The sequence below is a fragment of the Streptococcus oralis genome (genome assembly GCF_001579525.1).
Lineage (GTDB): Bacteria > Bacillota > Bacilli > Lactobacillales > Streptococcaceae > Streptococcus > Streptococcus oralis_M.
Map to the genome: position 1 here is coordinate 141452 of NZ_KQ970789.1, position 20692 is coordinate 162143.

At 42.8% G+C, this 20692-nt stretch carries 20 protein-coding genes; 4 read left to right on the forward strand and 16 right to left on the reverse strand.

Annotated features, from left to right (window positions below):
* Window positions 1-8: 8 nt before the first annotated feature.
* From manA to lctO, 9 genes are all read right to left on the reverse strand, one after another.
* Window positions 9-953: a mannose-6-phosphate isomerase, class I gene (manA, locus tag SORDD25_RS04250; protein ID WP_061852747.1), complete on the reverse strand. Its 945-nt coding sequence runs from the start codon at window positions 951-953 to the stop codon at window positions 9-11.
* Window positions 954-1072: 119 nt separating this feature from the next.
* On the reverse strand, window positions 1073-2512 hold the full coding sequence (locus SORDD25_RS04255; RefSeq protein WP_061852748.1) for a 6-phospho-beta-glucosidase: 1440 nt from the start codon (window positions 2510-2512) through the stop codon (window positions 1073-1075).
* A gap of 133 nt (window positions 2513-2645) precedes the next feature.
* The gene (locus SORDD25_RS04260) at window positions 2646-2906 is read right to left on the reverse strand and encodes a SemiSWEET family transporter (protein WP_001291476.1); all 261 of its coding nucleotides are present in this window, start codon (window positions 2904-2906) and stop codon (window positions 2646-2648) included.
* 218 nt (window positions 2907-3124) lie between these two features.
* Entirely contained in the window at window positions 3125-3472 is a 348-nt protein-coding gene (locus tag SORDD25_RS04265) for a VOC family protein (RefSeq protein WP_061852749.1), read from the reverse strand.
* Between the two features lie 110 nt (window positions 3473-3582).
* The gene (gene spxB / locus SORDD25_RS04270; RefSeq protein ID WP_007520383.1) at window positions 3583-5358 is read right to left on the reverse strand and encodes a pyruvate oxidase; all 1776 of its coding nucleotides are present in this window, start codon (window positions 5356-5358) and stop codon (window positions 3583-3585) included.
* Window positions 5359-5684: 326 nt separating this feature from the next.
* Window positions 5685-7907: a heavy metal translocating P-type ATPase gene (locus SORDD25_RS04280; protein WP_061852750.1), complete on the reverse strand. Its 2223-nt coding sequence runs from the start codon at window positions 7905-7907 to the stop codon at window positions 5685-5687.
* 9 nt (window positions 7908-7916) lie between these two features.
* The gene (locus SORDD25_RS04285; RefSeq protein ID WP_061852751.1) at window positions 7917-8288 is read right to left on the reverse strand and encodes a cupredoxin domain-containing protein; all 372 of its coding nucleotides are present in this window, start codon (window positions 8286-8288) and stop codon (window positions 7917-7919) included.
* A 10-nt stretch (window positions 8289-8298) separates the two neighbouring features.
* On the reverse strand, window positions 8299-8694 hold the full coding sequence (locus SORDD25_RS04290; protein ID WP_061852752.1) for a CopY/TcrY family copper transport repressor: 396 nt from the start codon (window positions 8692-8694) through the stop codon (window positions 8299-8301).
* A 162-nt stretch (window positions 8695-8856) separates the two neighbouring features.
* The gene (gene lctO / locus SORDD25_RS04295; RefSeq protein ID WP_000120738.1) at window positions 8857-9993 is read right to left on the reverse strand and encodes an L-lactate oxidase; all 1137 of its coding nucleotides are present in this window, start codon (window positions 9991-9993) and stop codon (window positions 8857-8859) included.
* Between the two features lie 209 nt (window positions 9994-10202).
* Between lctO and SORDD25_RS04300 the strand changes: the two genes are divergently transcribed.
* From SORDD25_RS04300 to SORDD25_RS04315, 4 genes are read left to right on the forward strand one after another with little or no spacing between them, the layout of a single operon-like run.
* Window positions 10203-10883 carry an amino acid ABC transporter permease gene (locus SORDD25_RS04300; protein WP_061852753.1) on the forward strand — a complete coding sequence of 227 codons (681 nt, stop codon included), beginning with the start codon at window positions 10203-10205 and terminating at the stop codon, window positions 10881-10883.
* The gene (locus SORDD25_RS04305) at window positions 10843-11520 is read left to right on the forward strand and encodes an amino acid ABC transporter permease (protein WP_033629423.1); all 678 of its coding nucleotides are present in this window, start codon (window positions 10843-10845) and stop codon (window positions 11518-11520) included. Before SORDD25_RS04300 ends, SORDD25_RS04305 begins: the two co-directional genes overlap by 41 nt.
* On the forward strand, window positions 11521-12279 hold the full coding sequence (locus SORDD25_RS04310; RefSeq protein WP_061852754.1) for an amino acid ABC transporter ATP-binding protein: 759 nt from the start codon (window positions 11521-11523) through the stop codon (window positions 12277-12279).
* A gap of 11 nt (window positions 12280-12290) precedes the next feature.
* A complete protein-coding gene (locus tag SORDD25_RS04315) occupies window positions 12291-13157 on the forward strand; it encodes a cysteine ABC transporter substrate-binding protein (protein WP_061852755.1) in 867 nt (288 codons plus the stop codon).
* A gap of 59 nt (window positions 13158-13216) precedes the next feature.
* On the opposite strand, the gene pyrE is transcribed toward SORDD25_RS04315, so the two are convergent.
* From pyrE to typA, 7 genes are all read right to left on the reverse strand, one after another.
* The gene (pyrE, locus tag SORDD25_RS04320; protein ID WP_061852756.1) at window positions 13217-13849 is read right to left on the reverse strand and encodes an orotate phosphoribosyltransferase; all 633 of its coding nucleotides are present in this window, start codon (window positions 13847-13849) and stop codon (window positions 13217-13219) included.
* Between the two features lie 39 nt (window positions 13850-13888).
* Window positions 13889-14584 carry an orotidine-5'-phosphate decarboxylase gene (gene pyrF / locus SORDD25_RS04325; protein ID WP_061852757.1) on the reverse strand — a complete coding sequence of 232 codons (696 nt, stop codon included), beginning with the start codon at window positions 14582-14584 and terminating at the stop codon, window positions 13889-13891.
* A 228-nt stretch (window positions 14585-14812) separates the two neighbouring features.
* A complete protein-coding gene (locus tag SORDD25_RS04330) occupies window positions 14813-15967 on the reverse strand; it encodes a cell division protein FtsQ/DivIB (RefSeq protein ID WP_061852758.1) in 1155 nt (384 codons plus the stop codon).
* Between the two features lie 9 nt (window positions 15968-15976).
* A complete protein-coding gene (locus SORDD25_RS04335; RefSeq protein WP_061852759.1) occupies window positions 15977-17035 on the reverse strand; it encodes a UDP-N-acetylglucosamine--N-acetylmuramyl-(pentapeptide) pyrophosphoryl-undecaprenol N-acetylglucosamine transferase in 1059 nt (352 codons plus the stop codon).
* A gap of 1 nt (window position 17036) precedes the next feature.
* Window positions 17037-18389: a UDP-N-acetylmuramoyl-L-alanine--D-glutamate ligase gene (gene murD / locus SORDD25_RS04340; protein WP_061852760.1), complete on the reverse strand. Its 1353-nt coding sequence runs from the start codon at window positions 18387-18389 to the stop codon at window positions 17037-17039.
* Window positions 18390-18506: 117 nt separating this feature from the next.
* The gene (locus SORDD25_RS04345; protein ID WP_061852761.1) at window positions 18507-18761 is read right to left on the reverse strand and encodes a DUF3165 family protein; all 255 of its coding nucleotides are present in this window, start codon (window positions 18759-18761) and stop codon (window positions 18507-18509) included.
* Between the two features lie 19 nt (window positions 18762-18780).
* On the reverse strand, window positions 18781-20622 hold the full coding sequence (gene typA / locus SORDD25_RS04350; RefSeq protein WP_000164121.1) for a translational GTPase TypA: 1842 nt from the start codon (window positions 20620-20622) through the stop codon (window positions 18781-18783).
* Between the last annotated feature and the right edge of the window lie 70 nt (window positions 20623-20692).

Below are 20692 nucleotides of genomic sequence, written 5' to 3' on the forward strand. Positions count from 1 at the left end.
TTTCTTTTTTATGGATGGCTAACAATCAATTCCAAACCTTGCCCTTCCAAAGTCCAAGCTTCGACATCACTTGGTAGGATAAAGTGGCTGCCTTTTTGGATTGGATAGTTTTTCCCGTCAACAGTCAGGTAACCCTGACCAGCTAAGACACTAAATAAGCTGTAGTCAGCTGTCTTTTCGAAGTCAACTTTTCCAGTAATTTCCCACTTGTAAACTGCGAAGAAGTCATTAGATACAAGAAGAGTGGAACGCAAATCATCTGCTTTGACAGTTACAGGACGGCTATTGGCAGGCTCTCCAATGTTCAAAACATCGATGGATTTTTCAAGATGAAGTTCACGCAAGTTGCCCTTGTCGTCCTTGCGGTCAAAGTCATAGACACGGTAGGTGGTATCGCTAGACTGCTGGGTTTCAAGAATCAAGATACCCGCCCCGATAGCGTGCATGGTACCACTTGGTACATAGAAGAAATCTCCTGCTTTAACTGGAACTTTTGTCAGCAAGGCATCCCAGTTCTTGTCCTCAATTTGCTGGCGAAGTTCTTCTTTTGATTTGGCATTGTGGCCATAGATAATCTCTGAACCTTCATCCGCAGCGATGATGTACCAGCACTCTGTTTTTCCGAGCTCGCCTTCATGTTCTAGTCCATAGGCGTCGTCTGGGTGAACTTGGACACTGAGCCAATCGTTGGCATCGAGTATCTTGGTCAAGAGTGGAAATACAGGCTCTGGACGGTTGCCAAACAATTCACGGTGTTCCGCATATAAAGTAGCTAGGTCTGTTCCCTCAAAGCGCCCATTGGCTACCTTAGAAACTCCATTTGGGTGGGCTGAAATAGCCCAGTATTCTCCGATTTTTTCACTTGGGATATCGTAGCCAAACTCATCACGTAGCTTGGTTCCACCCCAGATTTTTTCTTGCATAACTGATTGTAAAAATAATGGTTCTGACATCTTGATCTCCTGTCTGTTTTTCTCACCTCATTATAGCAAAAAGCTAGATTTAATTGAACTCTTTTTCACACATTATAAAGTAGGGAGAAGATTTTATAAAAATAGTGAACAAATGTGCTCTACTTAATACTTGCACCATTGCTGACAATGACATCCTTGTACCAGTAGAAGGATTTCTTCTTACTTCGTTTGAGACTTCCTTGACCTGCATTATCACGATCCACATAGATAAAACCATAACGCTTGTTCATTTCGCCTGTTCCAGCTGAAACCAGATCTATACAACCCCAAGTCGTATAACCAAGCAAGTCAACGCCATCTTGGTAAATAGCATCTCGCATAGCCTTGATATGGGCCTCTAAGTAAGCAATCCGATAGTCATCTGCTACGTAGCCATTTTCATCTGGCGTGTCCATAGCACCGAGGCCATTTTCTACGATGAACATAGGCTTTTGATAACGATCCCAGATGGCATTGAGGGTGATTCGAAGTCCCAGTGGGTCAATCTGCCAACCCCATTCTGAGGATTCCAGATAGGGATTTTTGATAGAGGCAAAGACATTTCCAGCGGTCAGATTCGTCACTTCTGGATTCCCTGAAGCCACTCGGCTCGCATAGTAAGAGAAGGAAACAAAGTCAACAGTGTGATTCTTTAACAAGTCCAAATCTTCTGTCGACATTTCAATCTTAATTCCCTCACGCTCCCACTGCTTTTTGGCATAGTTTGGGTATTCCCCACGCGCTTGAACATCAATGAAAAAGTAACTCTTGCGGTCTTCTTCCATGGCTGCCCAGTAATCTCTCGGATGGGCAGTGTTAGGATAATATTGCCCCGCTGCCAACATACATCCCACCTTGTTTTCTGGATCAATTTCGTGAGCAATTTTAGTCGCCATAGCCGAGGCTACTAACTCATGGTGGGCTGCTTGGTATTTGACCTGATCTTGATTTTCCCCCTCTTCAAAACAAATCCCTGCTCCTAAAAAGGGGGCATGCAGAATCATATTGATTTCGTTGAAGGTGAGCCAGTACTTGACCAAGCCCTTGTAACGGGTAAAGAGGGTGCGACAGAGATTTGCGTAAAAGTCCAACATGCGATGGTTGCGCCAACCACCGTACTCCCTGATTAAGTGCATGGGGCAGTCGAAATGCGTGATGGTCACCAGAGGTTCAATCCCATACTTGTGGCATTCCTTAAATAAATCCTCATAAAAGGCTAGACCAGCTTCATTTGGCTCTGCTTCGTCACCTTGAGGAAAGATCCGAGTCCAAGCAATGGAAAGTCGATAAGTCTTAAAGCCCATTTCCGCAAAAAGAGCAATATCTTCCTTATAATGATGGTACATATCAATGGCTTCCTTGGATGGGTAAAAATAACCCTCCTCAAACGAAAACGTCTTTTTCTGACCCGTGATAATGGCTTCACGATCTGGACCGATGGGGACGACATCAACGTTAGCTAAACCACGACCGTCCTGATTATATGCACCTTCACATTGATTAGCTGCCGTTGCAGCACCCCAGAGGAATCCTTCTGGAAATTGAAGTTTTTCTGTCATCGCTTTACCTAACTTGATTTGTTACTTCTATTATACTAAAAAAGAGGCAAAAAGTTTGGAACCCTCTGGATAATAATCGCACTAAACTTACTTTTATATATAAGAAAAAAAAAGACTGAAACCAGTCTTCTTTTTAAATCAAAGCCGTGATAGCCGTTACTAGGCCAAAAACGATACCCGGTGCATTGGCAGCTGCAAGTGGAATATCTCTTTCTTTCTTGAAAAGACCGTAGTAAACCCATAGGCTACAGTTGATGGCTGCGACCAAGGGTTGGATGAAATTTCCTTTTTGACCAGCCAGGTTGTTCATGATTTGTGGGAAGTAAGAGACATACATCATGACGGACATGAAGGTCGCTACCCAACCCAAAACTTTCATTTGTTTTTCAGACATTTTCAAAACCTCTTTTATTTTTATGAATCATATTTTATAATCTTTTTTCAAAACAATCAAGACTTTGAAGCTTTTGTTATGAAGATGTAAACTATCACAATCTTGTGATAAGAAAGAGGAAACAGAAAAAGACCGGATTGCTCCGATCTCTTCAATAGTTCATATTCTCACATTCTGTATTAAGAATAATTATGGTTAGCTTCAAATGATTAAGCGCCCTATTTCATACGATAAAAGTCAATTACTGGGCCAGCAGGGCCTTTAACTAGTAGCGATTCCGTTCCCCAATCAGTTACAGCCGGACCGTGTAAAATCTCGACACCAATTTCTTTCAATCGTTGATAGTTCTGGTCTACATCCTCAACCTCAATATGAAGAATGATTCCTGTCTGAAAATCTTCCAAAGAAATCAAATGATTTTGGGACAACATAAGACAATGACTGCCAATCGTGAACTGAGCAAAACTGTCATCAACATAATCGGCTTTTTTATTCAAAATACGCTCCAAGTCAGCACAGACTTGGGAAACATTTGAAACAATAATATCTAATTGATTTAAATTCATTTGTTATCCTCCACAAAAAGACCGGATTGCTCCGATCTTTTCAAGTTCCGCTCTATGAAAATCAAAGAATAAAGTCTACAAATTTAAAATTTGATTTTCGACGAGAGTAATTATTTAATTGCGCGTGATTGCAATCCTTCTTCTTCCAAGAAGAGACGGAATGGTACGAGTTCTTCTGCTTCGTATTTTTCCTTGAAGGCTTTGATTGCTTCTTCTGAGTGTTGTTTTGGATCCAATTCAAGCACTTCTACTGGAAGTGGACGATGTTGAGAGATGCGAGCATCGATCACAACAGTTTTACCTTCTTTATTGAGTTTCACAGCTTCTGCAACAACTGCGTCGATGTCTTCGATACGATCAACCGTAAATCCTACAGCACCTTGAGCTTCAGCGATTTTCGCGTAGTCCGCGTTAGGGAAGTCACAACCAAACAAGTGTTTGTTTGTGTCTTCGTATTTGTCCTTGATGAAGGCATATTTACCATTTGAGAAGACAACGTTGATAACTGGAAGGTCGTATTGAACGTTTGTGATAACGTCTGGGTAGCACATGTTGAATGCACCGTCACCCATGATGTTCCATACTTGGCGATCTGGATTGTCTTTCTTAGCAGCGATACCACCAGGAAGGGCAATACCCATTGTCGCAAAGAGTGGAGATGTACGCCACATGTTCTTAGGTGTCATGTGAAGGTGACGAGTAGATGTTTGAGTAGTGTCACCTACGTCGATTGAGTAGATAGCGTCTTGATCAGCATGTTTGTTGATTGCATTGTAAACTTGGTACAATTGCAATTCACCCTCAGTTTTACCTTCGAGTTTGTTCATGTAATCACGCCAGTTTTGGTTGTTCTTCACGTTTGCACGCCACCATGGAGTAGATTCTACTGGGTTTACTTTGTCAAGGATTGCTTTCGCTGCTTGACCTGCATCACCAAGGATAGAAGCATCAAGGGCATGACGTTTACCAAGTTTGTATGGGTCGATGTCAACTTGGATGAATTTTTCAGTGTTCTTGAATGCTTCGTAAACTTCAGCAAATGGGAAGTTTGAACCAAGGAAAAGAACTGTGTCTGCTTCAAAGACCACTTCGTTGGCTGGTTTCCAACCAACACGGTAAGCAGAACCTGTCAAACCTTCATAGTTCCATTCAAAAGCTTCAAAGTTTTTACCAGTTGTGATGATTGGTGCTTTGATTTTACGTGACAATTCAGTAATCACTTCACCTGCTTTAACACCACCGTAACCAGCATAGATAACTGGACGTTCAGCATTGTTCAAGATTTCAACAGCTTTGTCAATTTCAACTTCGTTCAAGGCAGGAGCGATGAATGAGCGTTCGTATGAACCTGAACCGTAGTATGAGTTTTCGTCGATTTCTTGGAAACCAAAGTTTACTGGAATTTCAACTACAGCTGGACCTTTTTTAGAAACTGCAGCACGGCAAGCTTCGTCGATTACTTTTGGCAATTGCTCAGCGTAAGCGACACGTTTGTTGTAAACAGCGATACCGTTGTACATTGGGTTTTGGTTCAATTCTTGGAAGGCATCCATGTTGAGTTCGTTAACAGGACGTGATCCAAGGATAGCAAGGAATGGAGTGTTATCCATAGCTGCATCGTAAACACCGTTAATCAAGTGAGTTGCACCTGGACCACCTGAACCAACTGCAACCCCGATTGAGCCGCCGAATTTAGCTTGCATAACCGCTGCAAGAGCACCTGTTTCTTCGTGGCGAACTTGCAAGAAGCGGATATCTTTGTCTTCAGCCAAAGCATCCATCAATGAGCTGAGTGTTCCTGATGGGATACCGTAGATTGTGTCTACGCCCCATGTTTTCAATACGTTGAGCATTGCTGCAGATGCAGTAATTTTCCCTTGAGTCATAATGATAACTCTCCTTCAAATATTTTTAAAACTTGATAAATCCGTTTTCATATACTAATTGGAAACGTTTCAGCAAATTTTTACTCTACTACTTTACCACATTTGTTTTGGGTCTCCTAAGAATGTGCTCAGAAGTTTTTATTCTCTATTACAGTACAGTTTGAAGACGTTTTATATAACTGTTTTATAATAATACTCAATGAAAATCAAAGAGCAAACTAGGAAGCTAGTCGCAGGTTGCTCAAAACACTGTTTTGAGGTTGCAGATAGAGCTGACGTGGTTTGAAGAGATTTTCGAAGAGTATAAAAAGCGAGCAAGCTCGCTTTTAGTCTATTCTACTAAAGTTTAGCATGAGTGAACTGGTTAAAACAGATACAGAACTAAAGGCCATGGCTAGACCAGCCAGTTCTGGATTGAGAACGAGACCAATTCCTGAAAAGACTCCTGCTGAAATCGGAATGCCGATGACATTGTAGATAAAGGCCCAGAAGAGGTTGAGCAAAATACGATTGAAGGTTTTCTTGCTCATATCAAAAGCACGAACAACTCCAGTCAAATCATTGTGAGTAAGAACAATCCCTGCTGACTCAATAGCAATATCAGTTCCTGCGCCCATGGCAATCCCGACATCTGCCACACTGAGGGCTGGCGCATCATTAATACCATCTCCGATAAAGGCTACTTTACCAGTCTGTTGTAGTTGATGGATTTCATTGGCCTTTTCTTCTGGCAAGACACCAGCAATAACCTCCTCAATGCCGATCTGATCTGCAATAGCACGCGCCACGCCAGCATTATCTCCTGTCAGCATAACTGTTCGGAGACCACGTTTTTTCAGCTGACTGATGGCAAGCTTGGCATTTTCTTTGGGAATATCTTGCAGGGCAAGCAAGCCTTTAATTTCATTGTCAACAGCCAAGAACACAACTGTCTTAGCTTCTTTTTCCAGTTCTTCTAGTTTTTCCTGATAAGTGCTTGAAATGTTCATCCCATCCAGCATTTTAGCATTTCCAAGCAAGACTTGTTTCCCAGCTATTTGCCCTGAGACACCTTTTCCGTGCAAGGCTTGGAAATTTTCAACAGTTTGAATCTCAAGTCCAGTTTCAGTCGCTCGCTTGACAATGGCCTCAGCCAGTGGGTGTTGGGAAGCTTCTTCCAAGGAGGCTGCCAATCCAAGCACTTCTACTTCGTCGCCGATGATATCTGTTACCACAGGTTTCCCTTCCGTCAAAGTCCCGGTCTTATCAAAGACAAGAGTTTTGACTTTCTGGATTTCCTGTAAGACGGTTCCATTCTTGAGGAGAACGCCCATTTTGGCACTCCGCCCAGTTCCCACCATGAGAGCCGTTGGTGTTGCGAGTCCCAAGGCACAAGGACAAGCGATAATCAAAACTGCCACCCCATAAAGGAGAGAAGTCACAAAGCTAGCCCCAAGTAAGACAAACCAAACCCAAAAAGTCAGAATCGCTAAAATGACGACTGCTGGGACAAAAATCCCTGAAATCTTATCCGTCAAATCCTGAATCGGTGCACGGCTGGTCTGGGCTTTCTTCACAAAGTCTACAATCTGTGCTAAGACAGTCTCTGAGCCAACTTTTTCTGCTCTAAAAACAATGGTTCCGCTATTATTGATGGTGGAGCCAATCACTGTATCTCCAACGGTTTTATCCACCGGCAGGCTCTCACCTGTCACCATGGATTCGTCAATACTGGACACACCTTCGACTACAACCCCATCAACCGCAATCTTTTCACCTGGTCTTACTCGAATCAGGTCACCTACATGAACTTGCTCCAAGGGGATTTGAACATAGCTATCATCACGCAAGACTTCTGCAGTTTTAGCCTGCAAGTCCAGTAATTTCTCCACAGCTTGGGAAGTATTTTTTCGCATTTTTTCCTCAAAAACGGCTCCCAAAAGAACGAAGAAGAAGATAAATGCAGCACTTTCAAAGTAAACGGGGAGACCAGAGAAGAGGGCAACTAAGCTATAGAAATAGGCCACTAGGGTTCCCAGAGCAACCAAGCTATCCATGTTGGCATTGTGCTTTTTAAAGCTGGCCCAAGCACTCTGGATATAAGGACCACCTGCTACTAGCATGATGGGTGTTGTGGCTAAAAAGGTGCCCCAACGCATGACTTGGTGACTAATTCCTCCTGTCGACATCCCAATCATGAGAATCACAAGAGGCACAGTAAAGATACTGGTAATCCAAAAACGCTGTAGGAGGGATAGAGATTTTCGAGTCTTCTCAACTACGGTGTAGCTTCCCTTTTGCATCTTCATACCACATGAGAATTCATGTTGACCTAATTCTTGAGGTGTAAAACGAATTGTCTTCTCTTCATCCACGCCGATTGGTTCCAAGATGTCTTCTTCTTCAAAAAGGATTTCCTTGTAACAGTTTGAATGAGTTATACGATGAAAGGTAATTTCAGCGGGAATCCCTTTTTGAAGCTGAATATGGGCTGGATGGTAGCCTTTGTCTGCCGTGATACGGATTTTTTGAACACCATTTTCAAGACTTGCTTTTACGATTTCAGTCATATCATTCTCCTATTCTACAATCATCTTACCGTGCATCATATTCATGCCACAAGAGAAACCATACTCTCCAGCCTGTTCAGGTGTGATTTCCACTACATACTCTTCACCCATAGGCAAGTCCGCATGCACTCCAAAATCTGGGAAAACAATCTGATCTAGGCAGGGTGAAGGGTCCTTACGGTCAAAGACGATACGGGCTGGCACTGATTTCTTAAGAATAATCAACTCAGGCGTATAGCCCCCTTTGACTTCCACTCGAATCTCTTGGTAGCCCTTTTTTTGCTGGGCCTTTTGTCCAGATTTTTCAGGCTTTTTGAAAAACCAAAACAAGATAAACGCGATAAGGGCAATACAAATAATGGTTACAATGCTATTTAACATAACGTCTCCTTTACATACAATTACATTTAACTTCAGCAACTGCGCTAGCTTTTTTCTTAGAAATCACAGCTTCCAAGTCTTTCAAGTCAGCCTTAGTGAAATCACATTCGGCAATCAAATCAGCCAGCAAGTTCTTTATTCTACGAGAACAAACCTTGTCTTTGATATCTTGGACAAGCAAGTCTCGACTCTGGTCCAGAGTTAAAAGGGCTGAATAAACAAAGGACTTGCCCTCTTTTTTCCTGGTCAGACACTCCTTCTCAACCAGACGAGCCAAAAGGGTTTGAACCGTGGATTTGGACCAGTCAAACCGCTCTGCCAGAACCCTGATCAAATCCGTGCTGGTCTGTTCTCCCTGCATCCAAACAATCTTCATAACCTGCCATTCTGCATCTGAAATCTGCATTAGCATCCCTCCAAAATCTACATTTGTCAATTATAAATCTAAGTATACTCTCAAAATCTACGTTTGTCAACTATAAAAATTGATTTTTATATAACACTAGAAATGTTAAATATATTCTAAGACATCAAAAGCCTCCACATTTAGTGGAGGCCGTCTTCTTTATCAATACAATTTCAAATCACGGGGGTCAACTGGGAAAGTTGGATTGTATGGATTGTGACGGAGTTTGAAGTGTTTGACATCCTCAATAGTCTGAGTTCCAGACAACTGCATGACTGTCTTCAATTCTGCATTCAAGTGTTCAAAGACTTGACGCACACCAACACTACCACCGAGAGCCAAACCATAGATAACAGGACGACCAATTGCTACCAAGTCTGCTCCTGAAGCCAAGGCTTTAAAGACGTGCTGACCGCGACGAACACCAGAGTCAAAGACAATTGGCACACGTTTATCAACTGCTTCAGCGACTTCTTGAAGCGAGTCAAAGGATGCTGGTCCACCGTCGATTTGGCGGCCACCATGGTTAGTTACCCAGATACCAGAGGCACCAGCAGCCAGTGAGCGTTCAACGTCCTCACGGCATTGTGGCCCCTTGACATACACAGGAAGTCCTGAGTATGCAGCGATAAATTCTACATCACGTGGAGACAAGCGTTGCTTGGCTGACTTGTAAACAAAGTCCATTGATTTACCAGCACCTTCTGGCAGGTATTCCTCAACAATTGGCATACCAACGGGGAAGACAAAACCATTGCGCTTGTCGACCTCACGATTGCCCCCTACAGTAGCATCTGCTGTCAAGACAATCGCTTTGTAGCCTTCAGCCTTCACACGGTCCATGATATGGCGGTTGATACCGTCATCCTTACTAAAGTAAAATTGGAACCAATGAGGTGTTCCTTGAAGAGCTTCTGTAATTTCTGGAAGATCTACAGTAGAGTAAGAACTAGTTGTATAGAGAGAACCAAACTCATGTACACCACGCGCAGTCGCCACTTCACCCTGTTCATTTGCCAATTTATGAGCCGCAACAGGCGCCATAATGATTGGTGAAGACAATTTTTCACCTGCAAATTCAATCTCTGTACTTGGATTTTCAACATCACAAAGCGTATGTGGAACGATGAGTTTGTGGTTAAAGGCACGAATGTTCTCGCGTAAAGTGAAAGTATCCTCTGCTCCACTAGCGATATAACCAAAGGCAGCTTTAGGAATGACTTGTTGCGCCATTGGCTCCAAATCATAAGTGTTAATAAAATCTACAGGTCCTTCTGCATTGCTTGTTTTATATGACATAAAGTGTCCTCCTTATTAAGTAAGCGTTTACTTTTCCTTACATAAACTATCTTACCTCTTTTTCAGAATCCTTTCAAAAATTTTGTCTGGAGATTTCAAACTACAGAGATGATAAATATTTTCTATCATTGTGATAAAAAATTCATATTATCCAAACATGAACTTTAGTGCTACAATAGCTATATTATTCCTAGATGGGAGGTTCTATTTTGGATTGGTCCATTGTTGAACAATATCTACCGCTCTATCAAAAGGCATTCTTTCTGACCCTGCATATCGCAGTTTGGGGAATTCTGGGTTCTTTTCTTGTTGGACTAATCGTTAGTGTCATTCGGCATTATCGCGTTCCTATCTTTTCACAGCTAGCAACAGCCTACATCGAATTGTCACGTAACACGCCCCTTTTGATTCAGCTCTTCTTCCTCTACTTCGGGCTTCCCCGAATAGGGATTGTTCTTTCTTCAGAAGTCTGTGCAACAGTCGGACTCATCTTTTTAGGTGGCTCCTACATGGCTGAATCTTTCAGAAGCGGACTGGAAGCAGTTAGTCAAACCCAGCACGAGATTGGTCTAGCCATTGGTCTAACGCCTATACAGGTCTTTCGCTATGTGGTTCTTCCGCAAGCGACTGCGGTAGCCCTACCGTCCTTTAGCGCCAATGTCATTTTTCTCATCAAAGAAACCTCAGTTTTCTCTGCGGTAGCCTTAGCCGATCTCATGTACGTCGCCAAGGACTTGATTGGACTCTATTATGAGACAGACATTGCACTGGCCATGTTGGTAGTTGCTTATCTAATCATGCTGTTACCCATCTCGCTAGTCTTTAGCTGGATAGAAAGGAGGCTCCGCCATGCAGGATTCGGGAATGCAAGTACTCTTTCAGGGAAATAATCTCCTGCGAATCTTACAAGGATTGGGTGTCACGATTGGAATTTCCATTCTCTCTGTCCTTCTATCAATGATTTTCGGAACAGTCATGGGAATCATCATGACCTCCCATTCTAGAGTTATTCGTTTTTTAACGCGCTTTTATCTGGAATTTATCCGTATCATGCCCCAGCTGGTACTACTTTTCATCGTTTATTTCGGCTTAGCTCGAAACTTTAATATCAACATCTCAGGCGAGACTTCGGCTATTATTGTTTTTACCCTCTGGGGAACAGCTGAAATGGGGGACTTGGTACGTGGAGCCATCACTTCCCTCCCTAAACATCAGTTTGAAAGCGGACAGGCTCTGGGCTTGACCAACTTGCAACTTTACTATCACATTATCATTCCACAGGTCTTGAGAAGATTGCTACCACAAGCTATTAACCTTGTCACTCGGATGATCAAAACAACTTCCTTAGTTGTCTTGATTGGGGTTGTGGAAGTGACCAAGGTTGGTCAACAAATCATTGACAGTAATCGCTTGACCATCCCAACCGCTTCCTTTTGGATTTATGGAACCATTCTTGTCCTGTATTTCGCAGTCTGTTTTCCTATTTCCAAACTATCCACTCACTTAGAAAAACATTGGAGGAACTAAATGTCTGAAACTATCTTAGAAATCAAGGACCTAAAAAAATCATTTGGAGACAACCCCATCCTCCAAGGCCTTTCTCTAGATATCAAAAAGGGAGAAGTTGTGGTTATTCTTGGGCCATCTGGTTGCGGAAAAAGCACTCTCCTTCGTTGCCTCAATGGCTTAGAAACCATACAAGGTGGAGATATTCTTCTGGATGGCCAGTCTATTGCTGGCAATCAGAAAAACTTTCACCTGGTTCGTCAAAAGATTGGCATGGTCTTTCAAAGTTATGAACTCTTTCCTCACCTAGATGTCCTTCAAAACCTCATATTAGGCCCTATCAAAGCTCAGGGACGAGACAAGAAAGAAGTAACGGCGGAAGCTTTGCAACTACTGGAACGTGTGGGTTTGCTTGATAAAAAAGACAGTTTTGCTCGCCAATTATCTGGTGGACAGAAACAACGAGTGGCGATTGTCCGTGCCCTTCTCATGCATCCAGAAATTATCCTCTTTGACGAAGTGACGGCTTCACTGGATCCCGAAATGGTGCGTGAAGTTCTGGAACTCATAAATGACTTGGCTCAAGAAGGGCGCACCATGATTCTGGTAACCCACGAAATGCAGTTTGCCCAAGCTATTGCAGATCGGATAATCTTTCTCGACCAAGGGAAAATCGCTGAAGAAGGAACGGCTCAGGAATTCTTCACCAATCCACAAACCAAACGAGCACAGGAATTTTTAAACGTCTTTGACTTTAGCCAGTTCGGCTCATATCTATAAAGGAGATTTTTATGAAAATCATCAAACCAATTCTAACTGTTTTTGCTCTAGCCTTTGCGCTTATCTTTGTCACAGCTTGTAGCTCAGGTGGAAGCTCTGATGCTTCATCAGGAAAAACAACCGCCAAGGCCCGCACTATCGACGAAATCAAAAAAAGCGGCGAGCTTCGAATCGCCGTATTTGGAGACAAAAAACCGTTTGGTTATGTTGACAACGACGGTTCTTACCAAGGCTACGATATTGAACTCGGGAACCAACTGGCACAAGACCTTGGTGTAAAGGTTAAATACGTCTCTGTTGATGCTGCCAACCGTGCTGAATACTTGATTTCAAACAAGGTGGATATCACACTTGCCAACTTCACAGTAACTGACGAACGTAAGAAACAAGTTGATTTTGCCCTTCCTTACATGAAAGTTTCACTTGGTGTCGTATCACCAAAAGATAAAATCATCAAAGACGTTAAAGAATTAGAAGGCAAAACCTTGATTGTTACAAAGGGAACGACTGCTGAAACTTATTTTGAGAAAAATCACCCAGAAGTAAAACTCCAAAAATACGACCAATATAGCGATGCCTACCAAGCCCTTCTTGACGGACGTGGAGATGCCTTCTCTACTGACAATACTGAAGTCCTAGCATGGGCTCTCGAAAATAAAGGATTTGAAGTCGGTATTACTTCCCTCGGTGACCCAGATACCATCGCACCAGCAGTTCAAAAGGGGAATCAAGAACTTCTTGACTACATCAACAAAGAAATCGAAAAACTTGGTAAAGAAAACTTCTTCCACAAGGCTTATGAAAAGACACTTCACCCAACCTACGGTGATGCTGCTAATGCAGATGATCTAGTTGTTGAAGGTGGAAAAGTCGACTAATACTCTTCGAAAATGAAAAGAAATCAGGTAATCCTTGTGACTACCTGATTTTCTATGTTTTAAGCATTTTGCCAATTTTCTTGGTCTTCTTTAAAGCGTTTTAAGAGAGCCAATCCCTCTGGTGTGATGTAACCTTCTTCTTGGGCTAGGTGAATGAGCTCGCTATAGTTAGATAGTGTCACCAATTTGACTCCAGCATCTGCAAAGTTATTATCTGCTTTTGGTAGTTGATAACTAAAAATCGCTACGACACCAAGAACGTCTGCCCCTTCACGTTTAGCAGCTGCCACTGCTTCGAGAACAGAACCACCAGTTGAAATCAAATCTTCGACAACGACCATCTTTTGACCTTGGGCTACACGGCCTTCGATTTGGTTGCCTGCTCCGTGGTCTTTTGGTTTGCTACGGATATAGGTAAAGGGCAGGTTCATTTTGTCAGCAATGATGGCTCCGTGGGGAATCCCTGCCGTCGCTGTTCCTGCAATCACTTCTACCTCTGGAAAGGCTGTCTTGATAGCATCTACAAAACCATTTTCAATCAAGGTTCTAGTTTCTGGGTAAGCCAGAGTCACGCGGTTATCTGTATAGATAGGTGACTTGATGCCAGAAGCCCAAGTAAAAGGCTCTTCTGGTTTGAGGTAAACTGCCTGAATTTTCAAGAGGTGGCTAGCAATGTCTTTAGCAAGTGTCATGGTTTTCTCCTTTTGTTTTTATAATCTATTTCTTTAATTTCAGTCTTGGTTCCATTCATCCTTGATAGCATGATAAGCTGCAACAGGATCTTCAGTTTGGGTAATGGGACGTCCCACTACGATATAGTCACTACCGATTTGATAAGCATCCGCTGGCGTCATGACGCGTTTTTGGTCTCCAACCGCAGCTCCCGCTGGACGAATTCCCGGTGTCAGACAGATAAAATCTGGATTGGTAGCCTGCTTGATGAGTTGCACTTCCTGAGCCGAGCAAACGACACCATCCAAGCCTGCTTCAGCTGTCTTTTTAGCATAGTGAATCACAGACTCTTGCAGACTGGTTTGAATATTTTGAAAATCCTGCATCTGGCTTTCCGACGTTGATGTAAGCTGGGTCACAGCGATCAATTTGGCTTGTGTCCCAAGACCTTCACGCGCAGCCTTCATCATCTCTACACCACCAGCAGCATGAACGTTAGTCATGTCTACACCAAGCTGAGATAAGACCTTCATGGCAGATTTGACTGTATTTGGAATGTCATGTAGCTTGAGGTCCAAAAAGACACTATGTCCCAGTGACTTCAAATAACGGACAACTTCTGGACCTTCCGCATAATAAAGCTCCATCCCTACTTTTAAATAAAGACTTTCTTCTGCCGGGAAAAGAGATAAAAATTCCTTGACCGCCTCAAAACTAGGAAAATCAAGAGCAATAACTGGACGATGTTCACGCATACCTTTCTCCTTTTACCTTTGTAAGCTAGAGAGCATGAAAAAAGGAACCTGCCAACAGCAAGGTTCCACGAAAAATGGGTAGAGTCCACCCTTTCACCGTCTAACCTTAGCTGCCTCTCTGGACTGCTTTAAAGGTTTTTTTCTATTCTATTATTTATAGTAGGACTTGTCAAGCAAAAACTCGAAACTAGACTTCTATACCATCCAAAATCAAGAGGAAAAGTTAGTCTAACGACTCTGTGATTGCTGGCTCGTTTGGCTTAGATTTCCCTGTTCTTCTTGTTTTTTCTTTTCTTCTTCCTGTTTTTTCTTCTCAGCTTCCTTGGCCTCTTGTTTGGCTTTTTCCTCAGCCTCTTCTATCAATTTATCCGCTATCGTATAGCTGTATACTCCAGCTTCCATATCGACTACACTCGGTTCTGACAATTGTGGCTTGATTTTGCTGTAATAAGGCAATTTCTTGCTCAATTCTGACAGGGGAACCAAAATCTCATCTGTATCCAGCATAGTAATTTTTAAAAGATCTGCTGTTGCCTTGCTCGGCGCTAATTCGATTTTCTGGATTTGGCTCTTGATATCCTCACTGATGGTAGACAATCCTTTGATCAGTTCTTTCACCTGCTGCTCATCGTTAAAGGTAACTGTCAGATAAGTCTCGGGCAAGTTTAAGCGATCAATAGGAGTTGACTCTACTGTACCACTAGAAAGAATAGGATAATGTTCTTCACCAGACACATAATAACCGACAATATCAAACTCCTTAACCTCAATCGTAAAGTTAGTCGGAAATTGATAGTCAATCTTCGCCGATTCTATCCAATGATTCGACTTGATTCGCTCAGCGTATGTTTCCTTATCCAACAATAGAGCTAAGGTATAGTCGCTATCTTGAATTCCAGAAGCCTGTTTGATGTCATCCGCCTGCGTGTTACTATTTCCCTTAACCTCGATATTTTTGATGGTCGAAAGCGGAGTCAACAGATAGACTGAAAGAAGGAGAATCAGTAGACTGGGTACCAAGATACTCACAGCTCGCCAAATATGAACAGGCGCAATTTTAGGTTTCTCTGGTTTTTTGGGTTTTTCTTTTTTCTTCTTCTCTTTTTCCTCTTTGACTTTAGGGGCTTCCTTTTGAGATTTTTCTTCTTTTTTGGATGGTTCCTCGCTTGTACTTGAGGCTTCCTCATCTGACTCACTCGATGATTTCTTGGATTCCTCCAATAGTTTCGAGTTGGCTTCCTTTCGAGCTTGTTTTTCCTTTTCCTTCTCTTCAGCTAGGGCAGCTTCTTCCTCAGCCTTCTTCTTCAGGTATTCCTGGTTTCGTTTCTGCCATTCAGACAATTCTTGCTTCTGGTTTGATTCTTTTTTCTTATCCTTTGACATTGATATTCCTTATGCTAGGTCTTTTCTTAATAGATCGTAAAAATCTGCAAGAGATTTCAATTCAGTCGAAGCTTTCATGCTAGCTTGGTACTGATCCTTGTGACTAAGCAAGTGACTGAGTTTTTCCTCCAAGCTTTCCAAGGTCAAGTCCCTTTCTTGAAGTTCTTCTGCATAGCCTTTCTTAACAAAGTAAGCCGCATTTTCAATCTGGTCTCCTCGACTTGCTTCACGACCCAATGGTACGATGAGATGGAGTTTCGCCATGGCCAAGAGCTCGAAAATCGTATTGGCACCACCACGCGTCACCACCACATCTGCCATCTCCATCAAGGGTTGATAGAGATCCGTCACATAGTCAACACGAAAGAGATTTTGACTCAACTCGTTCAGGCTGGAATCTCCAGTGAGATTGATAATATTGTAGCGTTCTGTCAGTTCTTGCTTATGATCTGTCACCAATTGGTTAAAGACACGAGCTCCTGCAGATCCACCGACAAACAATACCGTTGGCAATTTGGGATTAAAGTGGGTTTGGATATCCACCAACTCGTCTGGTTCTGGCGTCTCTTGGCCTGTTACCTTGGTCACTGCCCCCACATGCTCGACTTTTGTAAGACTAGCAGGCTGCTCAAAGGTTGAATACATCTTAGTCGCAAATTTATAGGCAATTTTATTGGCCAAGCCCATAGATAGGTCCGATTCGTGAATAAAGACAGGCACTCCTGACACACGCGCTGCGATAACAGGCGGCACTGAGACAAATCCTCCCTTTGAAAAAAGAGCCTGTGGACGCAGTCGTAACATGATAAAGAGGGATTGGACGATACCCCAGGCAACTTTAAAGACATCTAGCATGTTTTGCCAGGAGAAGTAACGACGCAATTTCCCAGTTGCAATGGAATGGAAAGTAACATCCAAACCTGACTTGAGGATTTCTTGGTGTTCGATTCCGTGTTTATCACCAATATAGTGAACTTCCCAGCCGTCTTCGATAAACTTAGGCATTAATAAGAGGTTAAGGGTGACATGTCCGACTGTGCCCCCACCTGTAAAAACTATTTTTTTCATATTATCCCTTTAACTCCGCTACTGTGTCGATAAATAGGTCACCGCGTACTTCGAAGTTAGCATACATATCCCAGCTAGCATTGGCAGGACTGAGGAGAACCACATCTCCTTCTACCGCAAGCTCATAAGCCTTGCGAGTTGCATCAGCAATATCGGTCGCATCTACATAAGTCACACCAGCCTTCTCTGCTGCCCGTCTAACCCGTTCTGCAGACTGACCAAGGATGACCATTTTCTTGAGGCCAGTGATCTCTGGCACCAGCTCGTCAAATTCATTTCCACGGTCCAATCCACCTGCAATCAAGATGACCTTACTCTTGTCAAATCCTGATAAGGCTTTTTGAGTAGCCAAGATATTGGTTGACTTGCTATCGTTATAGAATTTGACACTCTTAATCTCATCCACGAATTGGAGACGGTGTTTGACACCACCAAAGGCTGAAAGAGTTTCCTTGATGGTTTGATTGTCCACGCCACGAAGTTTGGCTACTGCAATCGTTGCAAGGGCATTTTCCACATTGTGGCTACCTGGAACACCAATCTCATCAGCTGCCATGACCTCTTCACCATGGAAGTAGAGCAGACCGTTTTCTAGATAAGCTCCATCAACCTTTTCCTTTGTTGAAAATGGTACAACAGTAGCCTCTGTTTTTGTGGCCAAGTCTTTTGCCAAGTCTTGGTTAAAGTTCAAAATAAGGAAATCAGCTGCTGTCATCTTATTTTGGATATTCCACTTGGCTGCCACATACTCCTCAAAAGAGCCATGATAGTCAAGGTGGCTAGGCATGAGATTGGTAATGACCGCAATCTCTGGATGGAACTCCTGGATTCCCATCAGTTGGAAAGAAGAAAGTTCCATGACGAGGGTATCCTTGGCTGTCGCGGTTTGAGCAACCTGACTAGCTGGATAACCGATATTACCTGATAAGAGACCATGTTGACCAGCAGCAGACAAAACATCCCCAATCATGGTCGTTGTGGTCGTTTTTCCATTTGAGCCAGTAATACCAATAATCGGTGCTTCTGAGATCAAGTAAGCCAATTCCACCTCAGTCAAGACTGGAATCCCTTTGGCCAAAGCCTTTTCAATCATGGGATTGCTGTATGGGATGCCTGGATTTTTTACCATCAGAGCAAAATCTTCATCCAAGAGTTCCAAAGGATGCCCACCAGTGACAACCTTGATTCCCTCTTCTAGCAAACTTTGCGCAGCAGGATTTTCCTCAAAAGGCTTGCCGTCATTTACTGTCACAATGGCACCCAACTTGTCTAACAAACGGGCTGCAGACTCACCAGACTTAGCTAAACCTAAAACAAGGACTTTCTTATTTTTAAATTGATCGATTACTTTCATGTCTCAAACTCCATTTCTACTCCTACTATTTTACCATTTTTATAGAAATAATACTAAACGAAAATGCTCTAGTCCTCATTCTGACATTGAAAAAGAGAGCCGTAGCTCTCTTTCTATTTATCTTCTTTTGCTCTTTTTTTCAGACATGAGCGTAATGTCTCTCAAGCTAAAGTAGGCTAGAGCCAGCATAGCGATTGTGACAAAAAATTCTGTCGGTAATTGGAAAATCTGCAGGACGGACAAGAACAGCAAAATCAAGAGTGCAACAACTACAAAGACCAAGATAACGATGTTGACTGTTCCTTTGATACTTTGAGGTGTCGCAAATACATAGAGTAGTAATAAGAGTATCCCTATGATTAAATAGACCATCTTTATCTCTTTCTAGCTCTTATTCAGCTGATTTTTTCTTTTTATTGGCTTTCTCGCGCTCTGCCTTGTTAAGGATTTGTTTACGCAAACGGATAGACTCAGGCGTTACTTCCATGTACTCATCGTCATTCAAGAACTCAAGAGACTCTTCAAGTGTCAAGATACGAGGTGTCTTGATAACCGCTGTTTGGTCCTTGGTAGCTGAACGAACGTTGGTCATTTGTTTGGCCTTGGTGATATTAACTGTCAAGTCGTTTTCACGAGAGTTTTCACCGATGATCATTCCTTCGTAAACCTCAGTACCTGGGTTGACAAAGATTGTACCACGCTCTTCGATAGACATGATTGAGTATGTTGTTGCCTTACCAGCATCGATGGAAACGAGGGCACCACGGTGACGACCACCAATTTCACCCGGAATCAATGGTAAGTATTGGTCGAAGGTGTGGTTCATGATACCGTAACCACGAGTCATTGACAAGAACTCAGTTGAGTATCCGATCAAACCACGCGCAGGAACGAGGAAGACCAAACGAGTTTGACCATTACCAGTTGAAATCATATCCAACATTTCACCCTTACGTTCAGAAAGGCTTTGGATAACAGAACCTTGGTATTCTTCTGGAGTATCGATTTGCACGCGTTCAAATGGCTCACATTTAACACCGTCGATTTCTTTTACAATAACCTCTGGACGAGATACTTGAAGTTCATAACCCTCACGGCGCATGGTTTCAATCAGGATTGACAAGTGCAATTCTCCACGACCTGAAACAGTCCATTTGTCTGGTGAGTCCGTTGGGTCAACACGAAGGGAAACGTCTGTTTGCAATTCTGCTTGCAAGCGTTCTTCTACCTTACGAGAAGTCACCCATTTACCTTCTTTACCAGCAAATGGTGAGTTGTTTACCAAGAAGGTCATTTGAAGAGTTGGCTCATCGATGTGAAGGATTGGAAGAGGCTCAACTGCATCTGTCGGAGTAATGGTTTCACCAACAAAGATATCTTCCATACCAGAAACAGCAATCAAGTCACCTGCTTTGGCTTCTTGGATTTCACGACGTTCCAAACCAAAGAAACCAAAGAGTTTTGTAACACGGAAGTTCTTCGTTGTACCATCTAGTTTAGAAAGGGTAACTTGGTCTCCAACCTTAACAGTACCTCGGAAGACACGACCAATACCGATACGTCCTACGAAGTCATTGTAGTCCAAGAGTGAGACTTGGAACTGTAACGGTTCATCCGAGTTGTCCACTGGAGCAGGGATATGGTCGATAATGGTATCAAAGATTGGCGCCATTGTTTTTTCTTGATCAGCTGGATCGTCTGACAATGAAGAAGTTCCGTTGATAGCTGAAGCATACACCACTGGGAAATCAAGCTGGTCATCGTCTGCACCAAGCTCAATGAAGAGCTCCAATACTTCGTCTACTACTTCTGCTGGACGAGCTGATGGTTTGTCGATTTTATTAACAACCACGATTGGGACAAGATCTTGTTCCAAGGCTTTTTTCAGTACGAAACGAGTCTGTGGCATGGTTCCTTCGTAGGCATCTACGACCAAGACAACACCATCAACCATTTTCATGATACGCTCAACTTCTCCACCGAAGTCCGCGTGTCCTGGTGTGTCCATGATATTGATACGAGTTCCGTTGTAGGCAACGGCAGTGTTTTTCGCAAGAATTGTAATTCCACGCTCTTTTTCGATATCGTTTGAGTCCATAGCGCGCTCTGCCAATTCAGTACGTGCATCAAGCGTTTCTGATTGTTTCAATAATTCGTCAACGAGGGTTGTTTTACCGTGGTCAACGTGGGCGATAATCGCAATGTTACGGATATCTTCTCTTAATTTTGTCATGATTTCCTCTAATATTTAAATTTTTATTTCTAACTGAACAATTATACCACAGTCTCATTCAAAAATCACA

What these genes read in the sequence shown, in the direction of transcription:
- SORDD25_RS04345 (WP_061852761.1), bottom strand. Translation starts at nt 18,761, where the DNA reads ATGGTCTATTTAATCATAGGGATACTCTTATTACTACTCTATGTATTT.
- spxB (WP_007520383.1), bottom strand. Translation starts at nt 5,358, where the DNA reads ATGACTCAAGGGAAAATTACTGCATCTGCAGCAATGCTCAACGTATTG.
- SORDD25_RS04315 (WP_061852755.1), top strand. Translation starts at nt 12,291, where the DNA reads ATGAAAATCATCAAACCAATTCTAACTGTTTTTGCTCTAGCCTTTGCG.
- SORDD25_RS04260 (WP_001291476.1), bottom strand. Translation starts at nt 2,906, where the DNA reads ATGTCTGAAAAACAAATGAAAGTTTTGGGTTGGGTAGCGACCTTCATG.
- SORDD25_RS04285 (WP_061852751.1), bottom strand. Translation starts at nt 8,288, where the DNA reads ATGTTAAATAGCATTGTAACCATTATTTGTATTGCCCTTATCGCGTTT.
- SORDD25_RS04335 (WP_061852759.1), bottom strand. Translation starts at nt 17,035, where the DNA reads ATGAAAAAAATAGTTTTTACAGGTGGGGGCACAGTCGGACATGTCACC.
- pyrF (WP_061852757.1), bottom strand. Translation starts at nt 14,584, where the DNA reads ATGCGTGAACATCGTCCAGTTATTGCTCTTGATTTTCCTAGTTTTGAG.
- SORDD25_RS04330 (WP_061852758.1), bottom strand. Translation starts at nt 15,967, where the DNA reads ATGTCAAAGGATAAGAAAAAAGAATCAAACCAGAAGCAAGAATTGTCT.
- SORDD25_RS04265 (WP_061852749.1), bottom strand. Translation starts at nt 3,472, where the DNA reads ATGAATTTAAATCAATTAGATATTATTGTTTCAAATGTTTCCCAAGTC.
- SORDD25_RS04305 (WP_033629423.1), top strand. Translation starts at nt 10,843, where the DNA reads ATGCAGGATTCGGGAATGCAAGTACTCTTTCAGGGAAATAATCTCCTG.
- SORDD25_RS04280 (WP_061852750.1), bottom strand. Translation starts at nt 7,907, where the DNA reads ATGACTGAAATCGTAAAAGCAAGTCTTGAAAATGGTGTTCAAAAAATC.
- typA (WP_000164121.1), bottom strand. Translation starts at nt 20,622, where the DNA reads ATGACAAAATTAAGAGAAGATATCCGTAACATTGCGATTATCGCCCAC.
- SORDD25_RS04310 (WP_061852754.1), top strand. Translation starts at nt 11,521, where the DNA reads ATGTCTGAAACTATCTTAGAAATCAAGGACCTAAAAAAATCATTTGGA.
- lctO (WP_000120738.1), bottom strand. Translation starts at nt 9,993, where the DNA reads ATGTCATATAAAACAAGCAATGCAGAAGGACCTGTAGATTTTATTAAC.
- SORDD25_RS04290 (WP_061852752.1), bottom strand. Translation starts at nt 8,694, where the DNA reads ATGCAGATTTCAGATGCAGAATGGCAGGTTATGAAGATTGTTTGGATG.
- murD (WP_061852760.1), bottom strand. Translation starts at nt 18,389, where the DNA reads ATGAAAGTAATCGATCAATTTAAAAATAAGAAAGTCCTTGTTTTAGGT.
- pyrE (WP_061852756.1), bottom strand. Translation starts at nt 13,849, where the DNA reads ATGACACTTGCTAAAGACATTGCTAGCCACCTCTTGAAAATTCAGGCA.
- SORDD25_RS04255 (WP_061852748.1), bottom strand. Translation starts at nt 2,512, where the DNA reads ATGACAGAAAAACTTCAATTTCCAGAAGGATTCCTCTGGGGTGCTGCA.
- manA (WP_061852747.1), bottom strand. Translation starts at nt 953, where the DNA reads ATGTCAGAACCATTATTTTTACAATCAGTTATGCAAGAAAAAATCTGG.